We start from the raw sequence: 20,739 nt of genomic DNA on the forward strand, positions 1-20,739 counted from the left end.
ATAGCGGCATAAAGAATCCCGGCCAAATGGCCGGGATTGTTGTTTTAGGCTAAGCGACTTCGCTTAAACGTTAACGCCGTTACATCTGCGAGTCTTCCGGCGGTTCGCCGATGGTGCCGGGCATTGCCTGCACATGGCCCATCTGCTCACCGGCCAGGGTGAGGAAGTGTAAGTGGCGTTCATACTCGGCCACTAAATCACCAATTACCTGCCCACGGGTATAGCCGTTAAGGTCTTTATCCTGACCACCTTCTGCCAGATAGACGTCGAGACGTACATAAAAGTCATCATCCGCCGGAATAAAGCTAGGCGTGCGCATGCGGTGGGGGCAGACCTGGTAGACAAAGCTGGTCGCTTCGCCGAAGTCGACCTGGAGCATTAGGTTAGGCAGTGACTCGCCCTCTACGTGCTCTTCGGTGACGTTGGCAGTTTGGCCACGGCTCTCAAGCTCCTGGGCAAACTGGGTCATGGCCGGGCGAATAGAGTGTTCAAGGGTTGCCGCCGCACCGGCTCGCGTGGAGGTATCCAGGGCGCGATCCAGACGCTCTTTCCAATCGCCGCCTGGGGCGCCACCGGCAATCATGCGGCGGGCATCGGCTTTTTTGCCTTCCAGTTTCAGCGCTTTATACATACCCACCATCACCGCGAAAATCACTACTGAGAAGGGCAGTGCCGTGATAACAACGGCACTCTGAAGCGCGTTCAAGCCACCAGCCATGAGCAGAGCAATGGTGATCAAACCGATAATTGCCGACCAAAAAATACGCAGCTTCACAGGTGCGTCGTGGTTTACGTCGCTCAGAATAGAGGTGAAGTTAGCCAGTACCAGTGCCCCGGAATCTGCTGAGGTGATGAAAAACACAATCCCTAGCACGGTGACAACCGCCGCGGTAAGGCCAACGTACGGGTAGTACTCAAGCAGCGTGTAGAGCGTGGTTTGCGGCGTGTTGAGCGCCTGCTCACCCAGCTCGGCAACGCCTTGATTGGCGACTAGCTCAATGCCGCTATTACCAAACACTGACATCCACACCATCATAAAGGCGAGTGGAATAAACAGGGCGCCCGCAACAAATTCACGGATGGTACGACCACGGGAGATTCGTGCCAGGAACAGTCCTACAAAGGGTGTCCAGGCAATCCACCAGCCCCAGAAGAAGATCGTCCACCACATTTTCCACTCTTGGGCGCCTTCATCGGCAAAGGCGTAGGTGTCGAAACTGGCACCCACAAACCCAGACAGATAATCACCGGCGTTATTGACCACTTTATCCAGCAATACCAGGGTGTCGCCGGAAAAGAGCACGAACAGCATTAGCGCTAACGCCAGCAGCATGTTGAACTCTGAGAGTCGGCGAATGCCTTTCTCAACCCCGGTTACTACGGAAATCGTCGCTAATACCACGACCAAGACAATTAAAAGAACCTGAACGGTGAGCGTTTCCGGCACACCAAACATGTAGGTGAGGCCGTAGTTGAGCTGCATTACGCCAATGCCGAGGCTGGTGGCGATGCCGAACACGGTAGAAATCACTGCCGTAATATCGACCGCATTACCAATCGGGCCGTGGATACGTTTACCGAGTATCGGATAAAGCGCGCTGCGAATAGCCAACGGCAAGCGATGACGGTAGCTGAAGTAGGCCAGCGCCATACCCATCAAAACGTACAGCCCCCAGCCGGAGAGGCCCCAGTGCAGATAGGTTTGAACGACGGCGTTACGCATCGCTGCCTGGCTTTCCGGGGTTAAATCCGGCGGTGCCAAATAGTGGGCAACCGGCTCGGCAACACTGAAGAACAGCAGGTCGATACCGATACCTGCGGCAAACAGCATGGCCGACCAGGAGAGCAGCGAAAACTCGGGGCGCGAGTGATCGGGACCCAGACGAATACTGCCAAAGCGCGACATGCCAATGGCAATGACGAAGACTAGGTACGCCACAATAGCGAGCATGTAGTACCAGCCAAAGGTTTTGCTCACCCAGGCAAGGCCAGCATCAAAAAAAGTGCCAGCTTGTTCGGTGAACATCATGGTGAGCACCAAGAAAATAAGAATACCGGCTACGCTGCCGTGGAAAACCACGGGGTTGAGGCGGTCACGGGAGGGAAGGATGGGGTTGTCTTTCGCCATTTAGGCGGACTCCTGTTGTTGAAAGGTGAAGACAAGATTTTATTTTGAATGAACGTTCAAATAAAATACGCGATTAAACCTTTCCCTTCAAGTTAACCCCTCTCGTTTGGGTTGAATAAGCGTGTAGCGACCGGCGTGTTACCAAGGATGTAGACACAAAAACGCCCGGAAAACCGGGCGTTAGGGAAAGCGTTGAGGATTGTCCAGCGTTTATTCGCTATCGGTGTCGTCTTCATGATCACCGTGATGGCCGCGCTTGCCATGCTTTTCACGGTACTCTTCATGAGCGTCGTGCATCGCGGAACGCAGGGCTTCCTGCTCTTCTTCAGAGAGAATCTCATCGACCCGCTCTTTATGCTTTTCACGTAGGGCGTTCATGGCTTCGCGATGCTCGGCATGTGCTTCGTTGAGCTCAGCCTGCTTCTCTTCAGAGATCTCGGCGCGCTGATACACTTCTTGGCGACGCTCCTCCATGCGCTCTTCCATACGCTCACGATCGGCACCGCGCCCTTCGTGATCACCATGGTTATCTGCGTGAGCGGTAAGCGCCAGCGGAGCAATAGCGATAGCCAATAGGGCGGGGGCAAATAGTTGGCGAATTGACATTTTCTTAGCACTTGAAATTTTCATAGCTTCTTTCCTGGTGAATTGACGATGCCAGTATCGCTAGGCGCAGTGCAAACCGTTTGCAGATAGTGTGCAACAATCATGATCTTATTGGCTTGTTGCAGGTCGTAGTTATTAGCCGTCGTTATTAGCTGTAGTTATTAACTGTAGTTATTAACCGTAGCTATTAGCTGTAGTTAGGTGAGGGGTCACCTAGTCATCAAGGAGTAGATAATGTCGCGAACCGAGCTATTTCGCGTGTGGCAGCAGCATGACGCGTTTACCACTTTATGCCGAGTAACCGGGCTAGGGGCGCTTGCCTTAATGCTGAGCGGCTGTGGTGCTTCTCTGCATGTTAGCCAAGGCGAACCTGCCATTGAAAGCAGCCTGCTGCGTGAGCCCCAGCCCTTTACGCGCTTGTCGCCAAGAACTTACACGCCAGAAGAGTGGCCTCAGGCGTTGAAGGCGGATGTTTATTTACCCCATAACTCAGGCGATACGCTGCGACCCGCTGCTTTAGTGGTGCATGGCGGCGGCTGGCGTAATCGCACGCCAGAAGATATGCAAAGCATCGCCGAGCAGTTAGCAGGGCAGGGCTATGTGGCGGTGAATATTGAGCACCGCTTTGTGCCGGAGTATCGCTTCCCCAGCCAACTGCATGATTTACAGCAGGCAATGACCTGGATTCACGCCAATGCCGATGAGTGGCAGGTGGACACCGATCGCATCGTGGGCGTTGGTTTCTCATCCGGCGCTCATCTAGTGAGTTTGCTGGCGCTGGCTGGGGTGGAAGGGCCGTTGGCTGAACCCTACGGCGGCGAACAGAGCCGGTTAGCCGCCGTATTAGCAGGTGGATTACCGAGTGATCTGCTTAAGTTTGATGATGGGCGCTTGGTGGTCGACTTTATTGGCGGTACCCGGGCTGAAGAGAACGAAGCCTATCGCCTAGCATCCCCCGCCCGACACATTACCCCGCTAGCCCCGCCGTTTTTTCTCTTTCACGGCAAGTGGGATCAACTGGTGCCGGTCGATCACGCCACCGACTTTTACCAAGCCCTGCAAGATAACAACATCGAGAGCGAACTGTATCTGCAGCGCTGGCGCGGCCACTTTGCCAGTTTTCTGCTGCGCGGTAGTGCTATTGATGCAGGGATTGCGTTTCTGAATCGGCAGGTGTTCGTTGAGGACTAGACTTTAGTTGTGTTCTGCATTCGTGCAAGGTTGGTGACAGTTTCGTGGGGTAGCGTCTTAGGCTGACAGGTGAAGGCCTGTTTCCAAACTTAAATAATCTTATAAAAAGAGAGCCCGCTATGCCTAACGCACACACTACTTCTTTATCGATTAACCTCAAATCCTTGTTAGTCGGGGCAACAGCCGTTGTTGCCTCACTAGCGATAGCGCTTCCTGCTGCGGCTGAAGATTTTCCCACACGACCGCTTAATATGGTGGTGGGCTTTGGAACGGGAGGAAGTGCGGATCGTTTGGCTCGTATTATGTCGGGACCTATCTCAGAAGAGATAGGTGTGCCTATTCAGGTTACTAACCGACCTGGTGCGGGCACCCAAGTGGCTTCTAATTACGTACTTAACGTGCCTGACGATGGTTATACCTTATATGCCTCGACGTTTGCGCCTTATTTAACTAACTCAATACTTATTGGTGATGCTGATTTTAGCGTCGACGACTTCTCTTATATTAATTTCCAGTGGTTTGACTTGGACCTCATTGCTGCGAATAGAGATAGCGGCTATGAGGATCTGCCAAGCCTGCTGGAAGCCATTCGCGAAGATAGCAATAATGTGCGTGGCGCAGTCGTTCAGGGGTCTGCGGGTCACTTGATGGTGCGCTTGCTGCTTGACGAGGCGGGTATTCCTCAAGAAAACCTTAACCTAGTGACCTACAACAGCGGTGGCGAAGCGCGTTCCGCCGTAGCGGGTGGCCAGGTGGATTTTGTCTCCATCAGCGCCCAGGGTAGCGAGGGCATCCGCGAATTCCTCACCCCACTGGCGATTGTGAACGATGAGCGCATTGAACAATGGGATGCGCCCCCTATCAATGAAGCGTTAGCATCGATGGGTTTTGAAGTTCCGGTTCTTCAGGGTTCTATGCGTGGCTTTGCTGTTTCCAGCGAAGTTGAGCGTCAACACCCTGAGCGCTTTGAAAAACTCTCTTCGGCAATTCAAAGTGCCCTCGCTCGTAAGGACGTACAAGAACAACTTGAGCGTAACGAAATGGGCGGCGTTTGGGTAGGCTCAGAACGATCCAATGAGTTGATGCGCGAAAACTACCAAGTCTTCGAGCAGTACGCTCACTTGCTCAACTGATTTTTCCGAACTGACTCTAACGAATTAATCCTTCCATGATAGCTGGTCCTTCACATTAGTGAGGGGCCAGCATGGAGTTTTACCATGTCTGAATATAAACGTGACTATGGGGACTTTATCGTTCTCATGGGGTTGGCGGGCTTTACACTGTGGTATTTGTCAGATGCCATTCGTGTTTCAGCTAGCACACAGAACCTACTGTTGATTCTGCCACTGTCTATTATCGTTTTAGTGATTATTGCTTTTGAATTGATCCTGCGTATAAAGCACGGCTCACTGTTTAGACGCTCAGAAGAGGAGCCTCTTCGACAGACCTTGCCTGTGGTGGGGCTATTTGCTGCTTACGTAATGTCGCTAGAAATCTTAGGGTTCGATATTGCCACCGTCGTTTTTTTAGCGCTGTTTTTGATTCTGAAAGGTGAGCGCAATTGGCTACTACTAGGCGGTTTTAGTGTCGCTTTTGGACTGGGCGTTGCGTTCTTTTTCTCACAGATGTTGCCGTATCCCATGACATTGCTGCTGCTACCCAGCTAAGGAGACAACATGATTGATTTTGGCGCGGTAGGGCAGAGTTTTGATCTGCTGTTTTCCAGTTTTGGTCCTTGGCTAGTGGTAGTGCCTGGGATCATATTAGGGTTGATCTTTGGTGCTACTCCAGGCCTACAAATCTCCATGGCCATGGCGATTTTCCTGCCCATGACCATGTACATGGATTTTATCCAAGCCATGCTCTTTTTGACGGCTATTTTTACCGGCGGCTCATTTGGTGCGGGTATTCCGGCCATTTTAATGAATATTCCTGGTACTTCTTCGGCGATCGCCACGGCTTTTGATGGTTATCCAATGGCTCGTAAAGGGCAGCATAACCAGGCGCTAGGCGTTGCATTGGCATCATCAGTGATCGGCGCTCTTATGGGCTATGTAGTGCTGTTCTTTATGATTCAACCGCTGTCTTACATGGTGTTGCGACTGGGGCCAGCCGAGATGTTTGTCGTCATTCTCTGGGGGATGACGCTGATTGCTAGTTTAAAAGGTGAGCAGGTACTTAAAGGGTTAATGGCAGGTTTCGTAGGTTTGTTAGTCGGTACGATTGGATTTAGTGAAGTTGGGTTGGCACGCGGCACGATGGGGCAAACCTATCTGCTTGATGGTATTCCCGTTATCCCTGCCATGATGGGCATGTTTGCAGCCTCTGAACTGTTCAAACTCGCCAATAAAGGTTTCATTGTTGAATCCGCCGATCACCGTAAAGTAAAAGTTAGCGAGATATTCGATGGCTGCAAAATGGCGATGCGCTACCCCGTGGTAATGATTCGCGGTGGCTTAATCGGTGTATTGGTCGGTGCCGTGCCCGGTGTAGGCTCTTCGGTTTCTAACCTGCTTTCTTATATTGAAACTAAGCGTCGCGATCGCGACCCTGATTCATTTGGTAAGGGCAATCCAAAGGGAGTGGTGGCATCAGAAGCCGCTAATAGCAGCTCCGAAGGTGGCTCAATGGCAACCTTGCTGGCGCTGGGGATTCCTGGGGGTGGCGCGACAGCGGTTATGCTGGCGGCGTTTGCCATGCACAACATTACGGGTGGGCCGCAGTTTATTCGTCAACAGACCGATGTTGTTTACGCGATTATTTTCGCTAACTTTGCCCAGGTGTTTCTACTGGTGGTCATCGGCTTACTGTTTATTCCATTACTGGCCAATATCGTTAAAGTGCCGATGCGTTACCTGATTCCGTCGGTATTAGTTCTTGCGGTGATGGGGTCGTTCGGGCTAACAGGCAATATGACAGGGCCTGCTACGGTGTTGGTGTTCGCTGTGATCGGTTGGATTTTCCGTCACTATGGCTACTCAGTACCTGCAGCGGTGATCGGCATGTTATTGGGCTCGCTGGCTGAAAAGTCTCTGCTGCACTCCTATCAAATCAGCGGTGGTGACATTACCTATGTGTTTGAGCGCCCAGTGACGCTGGCTATTTTTGCACTACTGCTGATCTCGTTATTTAGTCAGCCATTGATGAAAAAGCTGAAAGCCCGCCAAGAGGCTACTCAGCCATGATGTCAAAATTAAATTATGATTTCTGAATTCATAATGTGAAATGTTGAAAAGAACCGCCACTACCGTTGGTTTGGGTTTTGTGGGGGGGGGGGCTGGGTTGCCATCCTTTTTTCATTGCCCCTGATATGGATGCTGGGGGCTCTGTTTTATGTTGTTTCGCATCATATATTGCGTCTACTGTTACTGATCTTTATGACGCCGCTAATGATGCGCATCGCCAATACACCGGCTAAGTGACCGGGAAGATCACGGTGACTTCAAAGCCGCCCTGAGGTCGATTTGCTAGACAGAGTTGTGCTGAGTGTGCGGCGGCGATTTGCTCTACGATCGCCAAGCCTAAACCGCTACCGGAGGCGTGCTTGTTATGGCGAAAAAAGCGTTCCGTTAACTTGCTAATTTGCGCTTCATCCACCCCAGTGCCTTCATCGCTAACCTTAAGTGTCACTTGGTGCTCGTTAGTTGTTAATGCAACAGTGATGACACCTGAATAAACACTACTACCACCTGCATGCAAGCTGGCATTTTCGATCAGATTGGTAACCAACCAGCGCAGCATAATGGGATCGCCAAGTACATTGGGCATTTCTTTATGCTTTTCAAACGCTAGCTCTTGGCTGTGTTGATAGATATTAGGAGCCGTTTGAGCACAGGCGTCCTGGCAAATTGCCACTAAATCGACTTTTTCTAGATGAGACGTATCGACTAATTCGCTGCGTGTTTTAGCGTATTTAAGCAGCTGCTTTACGGTATGGCTGGCGTGTTCGGCGATGCGTTGAATTTCTCGTAAGCTAGCGTGCGCCGATGAGTGAGGATTGGTTTTGAGTGATACTTCAGTTAACGCACGAATCTCTGAAATAGGGGTTCTTAGTTGATGGGAGACATCGGCATTGAGCTGTTGGGTGCTTTCAATACTGCGACGCATACGTTGCATCAAGTGATTAATGCTTTGGATGAGCGGCAGTATCTCTTTGGGCGCGTCATCGTTCAACGCGTGCAGGTCATTGGGCGAACGCTGCCGTAATGCTTGGCTAATCGCATTGAGAGGCGCGAGCCCCCAATGGATCGCCAGTAATGCAATGGAAATGGCTAGCAAGCCTGTCACTACCATGAGCCCTGTCAAAGTGACCATAAAGTCATTGGTTAACGTGTGACGTGCCTCCTTCGATTCGGCCACGACGACTTCTATATCTATCGGTTGGTTACCACGACTATAGGGTAGGGTAAGCGCCACGGCGCGTAATGCATTACCAGCATAGTCCACATCATAAAAGGTTGGATCTTGTGATGCTTCGGGAGGATCTGCCAAACCGCTAAAACCGGCGATCATGCCGCCATCTCTCTCTTTAATACGATAGAAAATTTTGCCTTCGCCTCGGCTGCCTAATGTGCTAACACTGAAGTAATGCATATTGATGTGCAGTTCGCCATCCGCTGTATAAATGCGACGTTCCAAACGTTGCGCGGCATTGAGAAGTAGATCATCGAAGGTAGTGTTAATTTGTCGTGATAACAGCAGATGACTAGAGATTAGCGCCAAAATCGCCAACATAGTGAAGGGTAGGCCAATCCAGAGCAGTAGCCGACTGCGGATCGATTGGCTTTTACTCATGGGCTGAATCTTTAACGTTATTAGATTCTATATCTTGAGGCGCCAGATAATAGCCCAGCCCGCGAACTGTCTTTAAACCAAAATCGTAGCCAATTTTTTTACGAATCCGGGATATATAGGTTTCCACGGCAGCATAACTGACTGGCTCATCAGATGAGGATAGTCGGTCAATGATTTGGTCCTTATTGACGAGACGGTTTTGGTTGATCAATAGATACTCCATGACTTCTAACTCTCTGCGGTGTAGCAACAAAGGTTTACCGTCAAGGCGCAGTTCCATCGCATCGGGTAAAAACTCCAAGCGCCCACATTGCAGCGTTTCACCACCAAAATGCTTGGCACGACGCACCAAAGCACGTGCTCGGGCCACTACCTCCTCGAGTGAAAAAGGCTTACATAAATAATCGTCTGCACCTACCTCAAGACCGAGTATACGTTGATCTAGGCTGTCTCTCGCTGAGATGATTAAAACGGGAATATTATTCTGAGCATGGCGCAACTTGCGTAGAAGCGATATGCCATCCAGCTTGGGCAAGCCAAGATCCAATACCACTAAGTCATAGCCGCCTTGTTCAAGCATATGAAGAGCCTTTTCGCCATCGTCGGCGACATTAATGCTAAAAGCAGCCTCAATAAGTGTTGCTGCAATAGAATTGGCTAAATTAACGTTGTCTTCTACCACTAGCGCCTTCATAAGTGATCCCGTTGCTACCCCTCCGGCTGGTACTTATAGCCTACACCGTATACCGAGCGGATAATTTCCAGTTCAGGGAGCGCTTCGTGGATTTTCTTGCGCAGCTTTTTAATGTGGCTGTCCACGGTGCGCTCCGAGACGATACGGTTGTCGCGGTACATGTGATCCATCAGTTGTTCACGGCTAAAGATGCGGCCCGGTGCCTGCATCATCACCCGTAGCAGTTGGAACTCAACCGCCGTCAGGCCTAAATCTTGCCCGTGGGCGAGCGCCTGCCAGCCATCTTCGTTTAGTACCACCGGTGCGTTTTGCACCTCGGCTGGGGCGTCGGCCGCTGCTTGGCTGCGGCGAAGTACCGCCTTAACTCTGGCCACCACTTCCCGGGGGCTAAACGGTTTGCAGATATAGTCATCTGCACCCAGTTCCAGCCCCAGCAAGCGGTCAACCTCTTCTACTTTGGCGGTGACCATAATGATCGCAATGGTTGGCCACTGCTGGCGTATTTCCCGGCTTAGGGTGAGGCCATCTTTACCCGGTAGCATGATATCGAGTAGCACCAACGCCGGGGAGTGCTGCGCCAGCCAGGGCATTACCTCGTCGCCGTGGCCCAGGGTCATTACCTCAAAACCGTGGGTGGTTAAGTAGTCCGCCATCAGGCGGGCAATCTTCGGTTCATCCTCAACAATCAGTAAAGAGGCAGCATGGGACATAACGGTAGACTCGCTTAACAGTGAACGTAAAAGCAGGGTTTAACGGCTCTTTAATATGCACTCTTGGAACATTAATCTGTTTTTAATAGCGGAAAACGCAGCGTCCAACGTAGCCCACCTAGCGTTGAGCTAGAGGGCGTCAGCGTTGCACCGTGTGCATTGACCAGGGCGCTGGCGATGGAGAGCCCCAAACCGCTGCCGCCACTGGCACGGCTGCGGGAGCCTTCGACGCGATAGAGCCGCTCGGTCAAGCGGGCTAATTCACCCTCCGGCACGCCCGGGGTGCTGTCTTCCCAGATGACGACGGCCATTCCCTGCTGCGCGGTAAGCGTGACACGCAGCTCCCCCGGCGGCTGGGTATAGGCGCAGCTGTTATCCAACAGGTTGTTCCAGAGTTGGCGGAGGCGCTGGGCATCGCCACGAATCATCATGCCAGGTTCGATCTGTTCGGTCAGCGTTAACCCGCTTTCGACCAACCAGCGGTCAGCGTCGGCCAGGCGGTTAGCCAGGCAGTCGCTAAGATCCATCGGCGCCAATTGAATATCTAGCGCGCCTGCGTCGCTTTGCGATAATAGACGCAAATCCGCCACTAAGCGCTCTAGCTGTCCCACCTCTTGGGCGAGGGAGCTTAGGTTCTCCTGGTTCAGCGGGCGAATGCCATCCTGCATGGCTTCGATCTCGCCGCGCAGCACTGCCAGGGGCGTGCGCAGCTCGTGAGCGGTGTCAGATACCCAGCGGGCGCGGGCATCGCGGCTGGCTTCCAGGGTGGCGGCAAGCACATTAAAATCCCGCGCCAAGCGCGACAGCTCATCGCGGCCACGTTCCGGCAGTCGAGTGCGATAGTCGCCCTCGGTAAGGCGCAGCGTAGCGCCTGCCAATGCTCGGGTACGCCGCCCCAGCCACCAGGAGAGGCCTCCCGCCAGCAGCAGCGAGGTCACGCAGAGTGATATGACGATGAGCACCAAATTGCGCTGCTGGCGCTCAAGAAAACGGCTCTCCATGCGCTCCATCATTTCCCGTGGTGGCCTGAAACCGAGCGAGCCGATATCAACACCATCACTTTGCAGCGTAAGCCAGTGCCAGCTGCCTGAGCTTTCACGCCCGCTGTGGGGCGGCACCACAAACTGGCCCTCTGTATCGCGTAGGGTGAAGTCCCGTGCTTCGCCTAGCGGGGAAGGCCGGTCGCGATGTTCTTGGCCTAGTTCAAAACGGACAATAAACGGCCAGCGTTCCGGCGACTGCTCCAGCCACTCCCAGCTCTGCTGAGTTTCCCAGCGAGTAACAAGACCATCGGCCAGCAGGGTAGCACGGCGCTCCTGGGCCTGGTTGAGATAGTCAAGAAAGCCGCGGTCAATACTGTAAGAGACGGCCAGAAACATGCTGGCTGAAATCGCTACGTTCACGCTGAGAATAATCACAAACAGCTTGAGTCCCAGCCGAGAGGGGCGCCATTGACGTATGGCGTTTAGCAAGGCCATCAGCGTACTCCCTCTGTTTGGCTAGGCTCTTTTTTAGTTGGATCGGGCTGGCGCGGCGCGCTGAGCCGTTCGCGAACATTCTCCATACCCAGATATAGGCAGGGCACCAGGATCAGCAGGATAACCGTGGCGAACAGCATGCCAAAACCTAGCGAAATTGCCATGGGGATCATAAAGCGCGCCTGCCGCGAGGTTTCCAAGATCATCGGTGCCAAGCCGAGAAAGGTCGTCAGCGTGGTCATCATAATTGGCCGTAACCGGCGAGTGGCCGCCGCCACAATGGCTTCCCGGGGGGCCATGCCTTCGCTGCGTTTTCGGTTGGCGTAGTCGATCAGCACTAGTGCATCGTTAATCACCACGCCGGAGAGCGCGAGCATCCCCAGCAGGCTGATAATTGAAAGCCCGAAGCCCATGATCATATGCCCAGCGACGGCGCCGACAATGCCAAAGGGGATGGCAGCCAGCACCAACAGCGGCTGTAGATAGCTTCTGAAGGGAATAGCGAGCAGGGCATAGAGTGCGGCAATCATTAACCACATTGAGGTTTTTAGCGTGGCCAGGTTGTCGGCGGTGTCCTGCTGACGACCGCCCATGCTGACTTCCAGCCCTGGCCAAGTGGCTTCCAGATTGGGGAACTCCTCTTCCTGTAGCGTGGCAAGGACTTGATTGATGGCCAGATCACTTTCCGAGTCGGCGGTGACAGTAATAATCCGCCGCCCGTTAATGCGTTCAAGGCTGCTGGAGGCTTGGCTGATGGTAATGTCAGCGACCCGCGATAGCGGCACGCTTAGCCCATCGGGGGTGCGCACCGGCATGCGGTAAAGCTCGTTCAAGCTATCGCGGTTATCGTTGGGCAAACGCACCTCAACGCTGATTTCGCTGCGCCCTACGTACTGTTCAAGCGCGGTGGCGCCCTGGAGAGGGCCACGCAGGGCTTGGGCTAAGTTATTACCCGTGAGCCCCAAGGCGCGGCCTTCGGCAGAAAGTCGCATCTCTAACTGCGGTTTGCCGTCCCCAAGGCCGCTGTCGATATCCGTGAGTCCATAGCCGCCCAGCGTTTCCGCTAACCGTTCGGCGGCGGCTTCAAGTACCTGGGTGTCCGGGTGGGAGAGTCTGAGGCTGAGCGCCGCGCCACTACCAGGGCCGCCGACGTCGGCTTCAAAACGTACCGACTGAGCACCAAGCAGATCGCCAGTGAGGTCGCGCCACTCGCGGGCAATCCGCGAGGGTGGCCAAGCTTCCAGGCTCTCGCTGGCAATATCCAACCGTACTTCCAGGCTTTCGCCGTCCAGGCGGCTGCGTGAACTGCTGAAGTTGAGGGTCTCTTCGCGCTCGCTAAGGGCCTCGGCGGCGTCGAGCAGCTGTTGGCTTAGCTCGCGGCTAACGCTGATATTGCTGCCAATGGGTAGGGTGACCGTGGCCTGTACCTGATCCGATTCAACCCGTGGCATCAGAGAAAAGCCCAGCCGCCCGCTCATCGCCCAGGAGAGCGCGATGAGCAGAATGGCGATGCCCAGTGAAATACTCAGCAGGCGTTGGTTAAGGGCGCGCTGCAGAAACGGCTCGAACTGGCGGTAGGTGAAGTGGTGCAAGCCGCTCTGAAGCCGCTGACGCAGCGCTTCAAGGGGGCGCTGCCACGCCGGTGTTTGGCGGGGTTTACGGCTATGTGCTAGGTGAGCGGGCAGAATGACCAGGGCTTCCAGCCAGGAGATTAAAAAGACGGTGACAACGACCACCGGCACGGTGGCAAAAATGAGCCCTAAGAAGCCGGGTAAAAACAGTAGCGGCAGGAAGGCGACGATATTGGAGAGAATCGCAAAGGTGAGCGGGGTGGCGATTTCGCTGGCACCTTTGACCGCCGCATCGCGCAGCGAATAGCCCTCTTCACGGTAGCTGTAGATATTCTCGCCAACGATAATGGCGTCATCGACGACGATCCCCAGGGCGATAATAAACGCGAACATCGACATCATATTGAGCGAGACGCCAATCCAGGGCAGAAACAGCATGGCGCCGAGAAACGCCGTTGGAATGCCCAGGGTGACCCAGAATGCCAGCCGCGCTTCCAAAAATAGCGCCATCAGTACCAATACCAGCGCTAGCCCCATCCAGGCATTTTTTAGCAGTAGACTGAGGCGATCTTCGTAAACTTCTGAGCTATCGCGGGAAATATCCAGACTGACGCCTTCGGGCAGGTTCGCGCGCAGGCGCTCAAGCTCACCGTTGACCGCTTCCGAGATACTGGTCGGGGTTTGGTCGCCAATCTGGTAAACATCCACAGAGAGGCCGGGCTGGCCGTTATAAAACTCCTCGCGGTCGGTTTCGGCAAAGCCATCGCTGACCGCGGCGATATCCCCAAGCCTGATGGGCGTTCCTTGAGTGCTGGTCAGAATCGGCAGTTCAGCAAAAGCTTCGGCACTGTTGCGGCGCCCTTGGTAGCGAATTAGCCATTCCCCTTCGGCCGTCGTGAGCTGGCCGCTGGCAAGATCTAATGCCTCTTCGGCAATGCGACTGGCCAGTTCCTGGTGGTCGAGGCCATAGCGCTCAATGGCCTCTTCGTCCAGGTGGACTTGTATCTCCCGCTCGCGGTTGCCGGATAGCTCCGCACGGGATATGCCGGAGGTGGCTTGGAGTTCGCCGCGCACATTTTCGGCCGCGTCGTGGAGTGCTTCCAGGCCGACTGGGCCGTAGACCTGCAGGCTCAACACGCTGCGGGAGCGCCCAGCAAGGGTAAAGCGCGGCGGGTCGGCAGCGCTGGGCAGAGTGGTGATGGCGTTAACCGCCTGTTGGATATCCTGATAGGCGCGCATCACATCCACGCCGTCAATCAGCGTGGCGTTGACGCTGGCACTGCCTTCGCTGGCTATAGCGGTCAGCTCGTCAATGCCTTCTACATCGGCAATCGCGGCTTCCATCGGTAGCAGCAGGCTCTGCTCCACATCTTCCGGTGTGGCACCGGGGTAGCTGATAGTGACTTGAACGATTTCGATGTCGAATTCGGGGAACACCTCTTTTTTAATCGCCAGCGAGGCCATTAGACCGCCGACGATAAACAACACCATCAGTAAGTTGGGGGCTACCCCGTGATCCACCATCCAAGCTAATGGGCCGCGTGGCACCTTCATGATTCGTCTCCCGGTCCATCTCCCGCTTGAGCCGGGGTGTCGTTGGGGCGGCGGATGCGCACTAGCTGGCCTTCTCTGGGCTGGGCCAAACCTGCGGTGACGACCTGCTGGCCGTCTTCCAAACCGCTACGAATCAAAGCATCATCTTCACCGCGGAAAGCCAGGGTGACCGGTGTTCGGCGCAGGCGATTTTCCTCATCTACTCGCCACGCCACGTCGCCTGGGCGCAGAGCCGCAGACGGCAGTGAAATAAGCTGCTCCTGAACAGCCGGTTGAAACGAGGCGCGCAGAACATCGCCCAATCGCAAGGCTGGGCCGTCGGTCTCCAGAGCGAGCGGGTCGTTAACGGCGATCAACAGTTGCGCCTGTAGGCCATTCTCTTCCAGACTGGGTAGCATCGATACCAACGTACCTTGGCGCGTGGCGTCTTCGGGCCAACCGCGGCTGGTTAACGTCACGCGACTGCCCGGTTCCAGCCACTCAGTCCACTCTGCAGGCAGCGAAGCGCGCACCCAAAATTGCTCCACGCCCACCAGGTGCAGTACCTCTGTCCCTTGGCTGAGCAGGCTGCCGGCGCCTATCAAGCGTTCTTGCACCATGGCTCGCCAGGGCGCGGTGAGAGTGGCGCGCTGCACATTGAGCGCAGCCTGGTCGCGTGCCACTCGCGCTTGGGTGACCTGAGACTGAGCTTGGCGCAACTGCGGTTCGCGCAGTACCAGCGCCCGCCGCTCTGCCGAGAGCTGGCGACCAAAGGATTCGTACTCGCTGCGCGCCCGCTGCTGCTCTGCCTGCTCTAGTGCTAGCTGGGCCTGGGCATTGGCTAGCTGCGCCTCGGCATCTTCCAGGGCTAGCTGTAAATCGGCTTGGTCAATATAGGCCACAGGGGCTTGCTGCTCGACTACCTGGCCGGGCACAACGCCGTCGGCAAAACGCTCCAATTGTCCCGCTACGCGGCTGGCCAGCATCGTTTCCTGCTCTGCCTCAACGCGGCCAAAACCGTATAGGTTCGGCGCCTGAGCACTAGCGCTCACTGTGACAACATCGACCACACTAGGCAGAGGCTCCGGCGGTGGGGTACGCTCTATGCGCGGCGGTTGGGTAATAATCCACCAGGCCAGCGCCAATGTGGCAACAAAAATCAATAATGCGACCACGGCACCTAAACGAATGCGGCCATATTGATGCGTAACGTCATAGCGAGAAAGAATCATTACCGCGCGTCATCCATTGGGAGCGAAAATTCCAGAAAAATAAGCGTATGATGCTAGCATCGCGCATCGTTAAGCAGCCATTAGTCAAACAATGTGCAAATAACATGCAACTGCCACTTAGCTTGGTATCCGCTGGTTTGGTTTTAGCTTAACTTGGCTTTTATTCACTTGGTTCTCTCTCATGGTTCTCTCACTTGAAAACAATAGACTGACTGGTCTACTTTAAGATTATGAAAAACAATGCAACCCGTGACAAACTTATCGATAGTGGCGCTCAGTTGATTAGTCAGCAAGGCTACAATGCTACGGGCATTAATGCTGTATTAAAAACCTGCGGTGTGCCTAAAGGCTCCTTTTATCACTATTTCTCCAGCAAAGAAGATTTCGGGCTAGCGGTGATCGAACGCTTTGCCATCCGCTATGATGAAACGCTGATAGCGCTGCTGGAAGATAGTGACACGCCGCCACTCGAACGCCTAAGGCGTTACTTCGCGGCAGGGCGCGAGTATATGCACGAGTGCGATCACGCCACAGGCTGTTTGATTGGTAACCTGGGCCAAGAGCTATCGGGCCAGAGTGATACCTTCCGTGATGCACTAAATCTCGTCTTTCAGCGCTGGGAGCAGCGCTTCGTGCACTGCTTGAACGATGCCCAGGCGCAAGGGGATATTGCCATCCGCACCACGCCAGAAGCGCTTGCCAGCTTTATCCTTACCGGTTGGGAGGGCGCTATTCTTCGTGCCAAGACGTTGAAGTCCGTCGAACCCATGGTGCACTTTGAAACGATCTTGTTTCAGCAGGTGTTGGTGCCATCGCCTTAACGCTTTTCTCGCTACGCACTAGTGGCGAGCACGGAAGTGATGCTCTTCAGTGGCCACATCGTTTCGGGTTGCGGCCCTAAGGGCGTCATCGAGTGAAGGGTCATCCAGTGCGATTAAACCGCACTGGGCTAGCGCTTCGCGTAGGCTGACCTGTTCATCCAGGCGCTGATACACTACCCGCACACAGCAGGGCATGCGCTCGCTATTATCTGCCACGCCCATTTTGAGACCGGTTAAACGCGTTACCTGACTCTGAAAGCTCGGAAATAGAATCGTCTGCGTGATCTCATGACCGTTAAGGGTTTCGTGATCGATTAAAAAGAGCCGATCTGCAAGTTTCACCGCGGTGCCCACATAGCGGTTGTGACATGAGCGGGCACCGGACGTGGTTTGCATCCGCTCGGTACGCTGATAAACCACGCCGCCTTCACGCTGTTCCAGGCAAACCAAGGTACGCATCAACTTCCCTGGGCGGGACATGGAGTGATAAAGCTCAAAGTAGCGACCTAGATAGCGCTCCATGCCTTCGCTGCCGCGCTGAACCAGCGCGTTAGGCCAAGGCAGCGTTGCTGGGGTTGCTTCTCTATTGAGCTGGCCGGTTTGTACCAGAGCACGAAAATCGTGATGGGGGAGCGCGATATCCTCCGCGCTAACGCCAAAAAAGTGGCAAATGCGCTGAAGCGCCGCGTGGCTGGGGCGATAGCGCCCACTCAGGTAGCGGTTAAACTGAGCACGGTTAATCGTTAAACGCCGACAGACCTCGGCAATGGACGGGTAGTAGCTGCAGAGCAGTCGCAGGTTGGCCACGAAATCGTCATGCATGGGTGACTCGGTTCTCTTGGTGTCGTGGCTGCCTAATGTGATGCCTTGTGCTAAAGAGTGCAATGCTTTCCCACTTGCCGGACCACCCTTGCCGTCGCGGCTCCCTGGCGTAAAAAGCTATGCTATATAATAGGTAGCTACATTACTAATAGGCACAGCAAAAGCTTCTACAGCAAACCAGGAGTACGCCATGTTTCATGGGTTTGAAAAATTGCAGCGCCAGATTAACGGCGTCGAGATCGCGTTTCGCAAGGGCGGCAGTGGGCCTGCGTTACTATTGCTTCACGGCCACCCCCAGACCCATGTAATTTGGCACAAAGTCGCGGAAGAGCTGGCCCAGCACTTCACGGTGATAGCGGCGGATCTGCGCGGCTACGGCGACAGCAGTAAACCCGACGATGACCCTGAGCACATCAATTTTTCCAAACGCGCTATGGCCAACGATATGGCGGAGCTAATGAGCGCACTGGGTTTTGAGCGTTTTAAGGTGCTGGCCCATGATCGTGGGGCGCGAGTTGCCCATCGTTTAGGGGTTGACCACGCGGCGCGGGTTGAGCGCATGGTGCTGCTTGATATAGCCCCCACACTGGCCATGTATCGCGGTACCACGGAAGCTTTTGCGCGCAGCTATTGGCACTGGTTCTTCCTGATTCGCCCCCAGCCGCTGCCGGAAAGACTGATTCAGAGCGACCCTGCTCAATACCTCAAAAGCGTAATGGGCGCTCGCAGTGCCGGTATGGCGCCTTTCTCTCCGGAAGCGCTAGCGGAATACGAGCGCTGCTTGTCTCTCCCTGGCACCGCCACCGGTATTTGCGGCGACTACCGCTCTAGCGCCACGATTGACTTAGAGCATGATCAGTCAGATATCGACACAGGCGTTAAACTCACCTGCCCGTTAAAAGTGATGTGGGGCGCCGAAGGTGCCATTGAAGCTTGTTTTAATGCACTCAGCGAGTGGCAAAAAGTGGCCACCGATGTTGAAGGCAAAGCGCTCCCTTGCGGTCACTATATCGCCGAGGAAATCCCTGAAATATTGCTTGAGGAAGCGCTGCCGTTTTTACGTAAATCAGGCTGATGGCAGATCGGTTTATATACTTTCGCCATTAACGTTCCATACTGCTAACGATAAGCGCTGCATTGACGCCACCAAAACCGAACCCGTTACACAAGACATGCTGGGTAATATGCTTTTGATGAGTCGTCGTGACGAAGGTTAAATCCTGCATATCCTCATCGCAGCGCTCAAGATTGATGGTGGGGGGTAGTTGCTGCGTATTGATGGCCAAGACAGAAAAAATACTCTCGATGCCTCCCGCTGCACCTAATAGATGGCCTGTGGCGGCTTTGGTTGCCGAAATCGGTATGGCGGGCAAGCGCTCACCGAATACATTACGCAATGACGCAATTTCAGCCCGATCGCCAACGGGGGTCGAGGTGGCGTGGGCATTGATGTGATCAATAGCATCAGTAGATAGGTTCGCCATCCCTAGCGCTGCTTGAATCGCTGCGGCTGCGCCAGCCCCATCTTTTGGGCCTGCCGTCAGGTGGTAGGCATCCGCGCTGGTACCGTAACCACTAATCACCGCTAACGGCGTGGCACCCCGCGCGAGGGCATGGTCAAGGGTTTCGATCACCATAACGCCAGCGCCTTCTCCCATTACAAAACCGTTACGGGCTTTATCAAAGGGGCTGGACGCGCGTTCAGGGGCGTCCGCTTCTGTGGAAACGGCCTTTAAGGCGTTAAAGCTGGCGAGCGAAAGAGGATCAATGCACGCCTCGGCACCGCCTACCAGGGCAACATCGGCTTCTCCATTGCGGATGATGCGCATACCGTCGCCAATCGCCTGTAGCCCCGCTGCGCAAGCCGTTACTGGACACCCCAGTGGGCCTTGAAAGCCATAACGAATCGACAGATTGCCAGCAGCCAAATTGGCCAGAAAGGCGGGTACCGTGAAGGGGGAAAGTTTGCGATGGCCGCGCTCGGCAAGGGTTTTTTGCGCTTGAGTAATGGTAGGGAAACCGCCAATGCCAGAGCCAATAATGGTCGCCGTTCGACGTTTTTGCGCTTGCTCAACGGGGAACCAATTGGCTTGTGCCAGTGCCTCTTGGGCTGCCGCTAACGCATAAAGGCTGAACAGATCCATTTTGCGCTGCTCTTTGGGGTCGGCTATCGCATCCAGGTCAATACCGCCGGTGGGGTCATGGTTAATGCTCGGCACCACCCCGGCAATTTTGATCGGGATATTGCTGGTGTCAAAGCGGTCAATGGTGCTGATGCCTGACAGGCTGTTAGCCAATCGCTGCCAACTGATATTGACGCTGCTCCCTAGCGGGCTGACCATACCCATGCCGGTAATCACGATAGGTGATTGCATAGTGACTCCTGAATTAGTGATAGGGTCACCCTAGCAATGGGCAGTATATGATCAAGATAATATTTAGCTGACCTACGACGAGGTAGATATGCCTTATCCCAAGAGCCATAAATCGAAAACCAAAGAGCGCATTTTGGCTTCGGCGACGGAGCTATTCAGTCGCAATGGGTTTCAAAAGGTATCGATTGGCCAGATCATGAAGCTAGCGAAGATGACCCACGGTGCCTTTTATGCCCATTTCGCTTCAAAAGAGGCCCTTTACCATGAGTCTGTTCGCCTGACCATTGATAACAGCCGGGCGGCTAGACTGGTAAAAGGCCCGCTTTCGTTACAACACCTGACCGAATTAGTCGCCAACTATTGTAATCTTCAAGAGTTGGAAGCTAAGCATAGGCCAGGGCCTGAAGCGGTACTGTTCAACGAAATAGGCAGTGAAAAAGCAGAAATCCGCACCCTGTTTGAAGCGTCATATATGAGTATGAAAAAGATGCTTGAAACCCGGTTGATAGCGCTGAGTAAGCTGAAGCAACTCCCCTTTGCCACTGACCGTAAAGCGATTGCTGATAAATCCCGGGTCATATTGGCCTCCTTGGTAGGCGCTGTCGCCATTGCCAAAAGTTTGCCGGGAGAGGCGGAGCGAAAGCAGGTGTTGATAGCCACGCAACGCCAGATTTTACTGATGCTCGGGGTTAGCGAAACCGAAGCAGAGCGTATGATGCAAGCGCAATAGCTTCTTCCTCTACTGAAGAGTTAGCCAAGATGCTGCTGTAGCAAGCACTGCCGT

General features: G+C 54.3%; 17 protein-coding genes. 7 read left to right on the plus strand and 10 right to left on the minus strand.

The window, feature by feature from the left end; genetic code table 11:
* Nucleotides 1–79: 79 nt before the first annotated feature.
* A complete protein-coding gene (gene betT / locus QT230_RS17280) occupies nucleotides 80–2,128 on the minus strand; it encodes a choline BCCT transporter BetT (RefSeq protein WP_308323388.1) in 2,049 nt (682 codons plus the stop codon).
* A gap of 210 nt (nucleotides 2,129–2,338) precedes the next feature.
* Nucleotides 2,339–2,758, minus strand: coding sequence for a hypothetical protein (locus QT230_RS17285; protein ID WP_308323390.1), 420 nt, complete (start codon nucleotides 2,756–2,758; stop codon nucleotides 2,339–2,341).
* Between the two features lie 210 nt (nucleotides 2,759–2,968).
* Here QT230_RS17285 and QT230_RS17290 point away from each other — a divergent pair, with 210 nt between their 5' ends.
* From QT230_RS17290 to QT230_RS17305, 4 genes are all read left to right on the plus strand, one after another.
* Nucleotides 2,969–3,925, plus strand: coding sequence for an alpha/beta hydrolase (locus QT230_RS17290; RefSeq protein WP_308323392.1), 957 nt, complete (start codon nucleotides 2,969–2,971; stop codon nucleotides 3,923–3,925).
* A gap of 119 nt (nucleotides 3,926–4,044) precedes the next feature.
* Nucleotides 4,045–5,058: a tripartite tricarboxylate transporter substrate binding protein gene (locus tag QT230_RS17295; protein ID WP_308323393.1), complete on the plus strand. Its 1,014-nt coding sequence runs from the start codon at nucleotides 4,045–4,047 to the stop codon at nucleotides 5,056–5,058.
* Between the two features lie 84 nt (nucleotides 5,059–5,142).
* Nucleotides 5,143–5,592 carry a tripartite tricarboxylate transporter TctB family protein gene (locus QT230_RS17300; protein WP_308323395.1) on the plus strand — a complete coding sequence of 150 codons (450 nt, stop codon included), beginning with the start codon at nucleotides 5,143–5,145 and terminating at the stop codon, nucleotides 5,590–5,592.
* Nucleotides 5,593–5,601: 9 nt separating this feature from the next.
* Nucleotides 5,602–7,110 carry a tripartite tricarboxylate transporter permease gene (locus tag QT230_RS17305; protein WP_308323396.1) on the plus strand — a complete coding sequence of 503 codons (1,509 nt, stop codon included), beginning with the start codon at nucleotides 5,602–5,604 and terminating at the stop codon, nucleotides 7,108–7,110.
* Between the two features lie 229 nt (nucleotides 7,111–7,339).
* Here the strand turns inward: QT230_RS17305 and QT230_RS17310 are convergent, their stop codons facing one another.
* The 6 genes from QT230_RS17310 to QT230_RS17335 all read right to left on the minus strand — a co-directional run bounded on the left by QT230_RS17310 (nucleotide 7,340) and on the right by QT230_RS17335 (nucleotide 15,937).
* Nucleotides 7,340–8,719 carry a sensor histidine kinase N-terminal domain-containing protein gene (locus QT230_RS17310; protein WP_308323398.1) on the minus strand — a complete coding sequence of 460 codons (1,380 nt, stop codon included), beginning with the start codon at nucleotides 8,717–8,719 and terminating at the stop codon, nucleotides 7,340–7,342.
* Nucleotides 8,712–9,413: a response regulator transcription factor gene (locus tag QT230_RS17315; RefSeq protein ID WP_308323401.1), complete on the minus strand. Its 702-nt coding sequence runs from the start codon at nucleotides 9,411–9,413 to the stop codon at nucleotides 8,712–8,714. The genes QT230_RS17310 and QT230_RS17315 overlap by 8 nt, the downstream gene beginning before the upstream one ends.
* 14 nt (nucleotides 9,414–9,427) lie before the next feature.
* The gene (locus QT230_RS17320) at nucleotides 9,428–10,123 is read right to left on the minus strand and encodes a response regulator (RefSeq protein WP_308323403.1); all 696 of its coding nucleotides are present in this window, start codon (nucleotides 10,121–10,123) and stop codon (nucleotides 9,428–9,430) included.
* Nucleotides 10,124–10,194: 71 nt separating this feature from the next.
* Nucleotides 10,195–11,601, minus strand: coding sequence for an ATP-binding protein (locus QT230_RS17325; RefSeq protein WP_308323405.1), 1,407 nt, complete (start codon nucleotides 11,599–11,601; stop codon nucleotides 10,195–10,197).
* Entirely contained in the window at nucleotides 11,601–14,726 is a 3,126-nt protein-coding gene (locus QT230_RS17330; protein ID WP_308323407.1) for an efflux RND transporter permease subunit, read from the minus strand. The genes QT230_RS17325 and QT230_RS17330 overlap by 1 nt, the downstream gene beginning before the upstream one ends.
* Nucleotides 14,723–15,937, minus strand: coding sequence for an efflux RND transporter periplasmic adaptor subunit (locus tag QT230_RS17335; protein ID WP_308323408.1), 1,215 nt, complete (start codon nucleotides 15,935–15,937; stop codon nucleotides 14,723–14,725). The genes QT230_RS17330 and QT230_RS17335 overlap by 4 nt, the downstream gene beginning before the upstream one ends.
* Nucleotides 15,938–16,167: 230 nt before the next feature.
* Between QT230_RS17335 and QT230_RS17340 the strand changes: the two genes are divergently transcribed.
* A complete protein-coding gene (locus QT230_RS17340; RefSeq protein WP_308323410.1) occupies nucleotides 16,168–16,758 on the plus strand; it encodes a TetR family transcriptional regulator C-terminal domain-containing protein in 591 nt (196 codons plus the stop codon).
* An 18-nt stretch (nucleotides 16,759–16,776) separates the two neighbouring features.
* Here QT230_RS17340 and QT230_RS17345 read toward each other — a convergent pair whose 3' ends face one another.
* Nucleotides 16,777–17,580: a helix-turn-helix transcriptional regulator gene (locus tag QT230_RS17345; protein ID WP_308323411.1), complete on the minus strand. Its 804-nt coding sequence runs from the start codon at nucleotides 17,578–17,580 to the stop codon at nucleotides 16,777–16,779.
* A 190-nt stretch (nucleotides 17,581–17,770) separates the two neighbouring features.
* Between QT230_RS17345 and QT230_RS17350 the strand changes: the two genes are divergently transcribed.
* The gene (locus QT230_RS17350; protein ID WP_308323412.1) at nucleotides 17,771–18,655 is read left to right on the plus strand and encodes an alpha/beta hydrolase; all 885 of its coding nucleotides are present in this window, start codon (nucleotides 17,771–17,773) and stop codon (nucleotides 18,653–18,655) included.
* Between the two features lie 28 nt (nucleotides 18,656–18,683).
* Here the strand turns inward: QT230_RS17350 and fabF are convergent, their stop codons facing one another.
* Nucleotides 18,684–19,955: a beta-ketoacyl-ACP synthase II gene (gene fabF, locus QT230_RS17355; protein WP_308323413.1), complete on the minus strand. Its 1,272-nt coding sequence runs from the start codon at nucleotides 19,953–19,955 to the stop codon at nucleotides 18,684–18,686.
* An 88-nt stretch (nucleotides 19,956–20,043) separates the two neighbouring features.
* On the opposite strand from fabF, the gene QT230_RS17360 reads away from it, so the two are divergent.
* Complete coding sequence (locus tag QT230_RS17360) at nucleotides 20,044–20,685, plus strand: TetR/AcrR family transcriptional regulator (RefSeq protein WP_308323414.1); 642 nt, start codon at nucleotides 20,044–20,046, stop codon at nucleotides 20,683–20,685.
* Nucleotides 20,686–20,739: the final 54 nt, after the last annotated feature.

It is taken from the genome of Halomonas sp. SpR8 (genome assembly GCF_031010195.1).
In the GTDB taxonomy this organism is placed as follows: Bacteria; Pseudomonadota; Gammaproteobacteria; order Pseudomonadales; family Halomonadaceae; genus Vreelandella.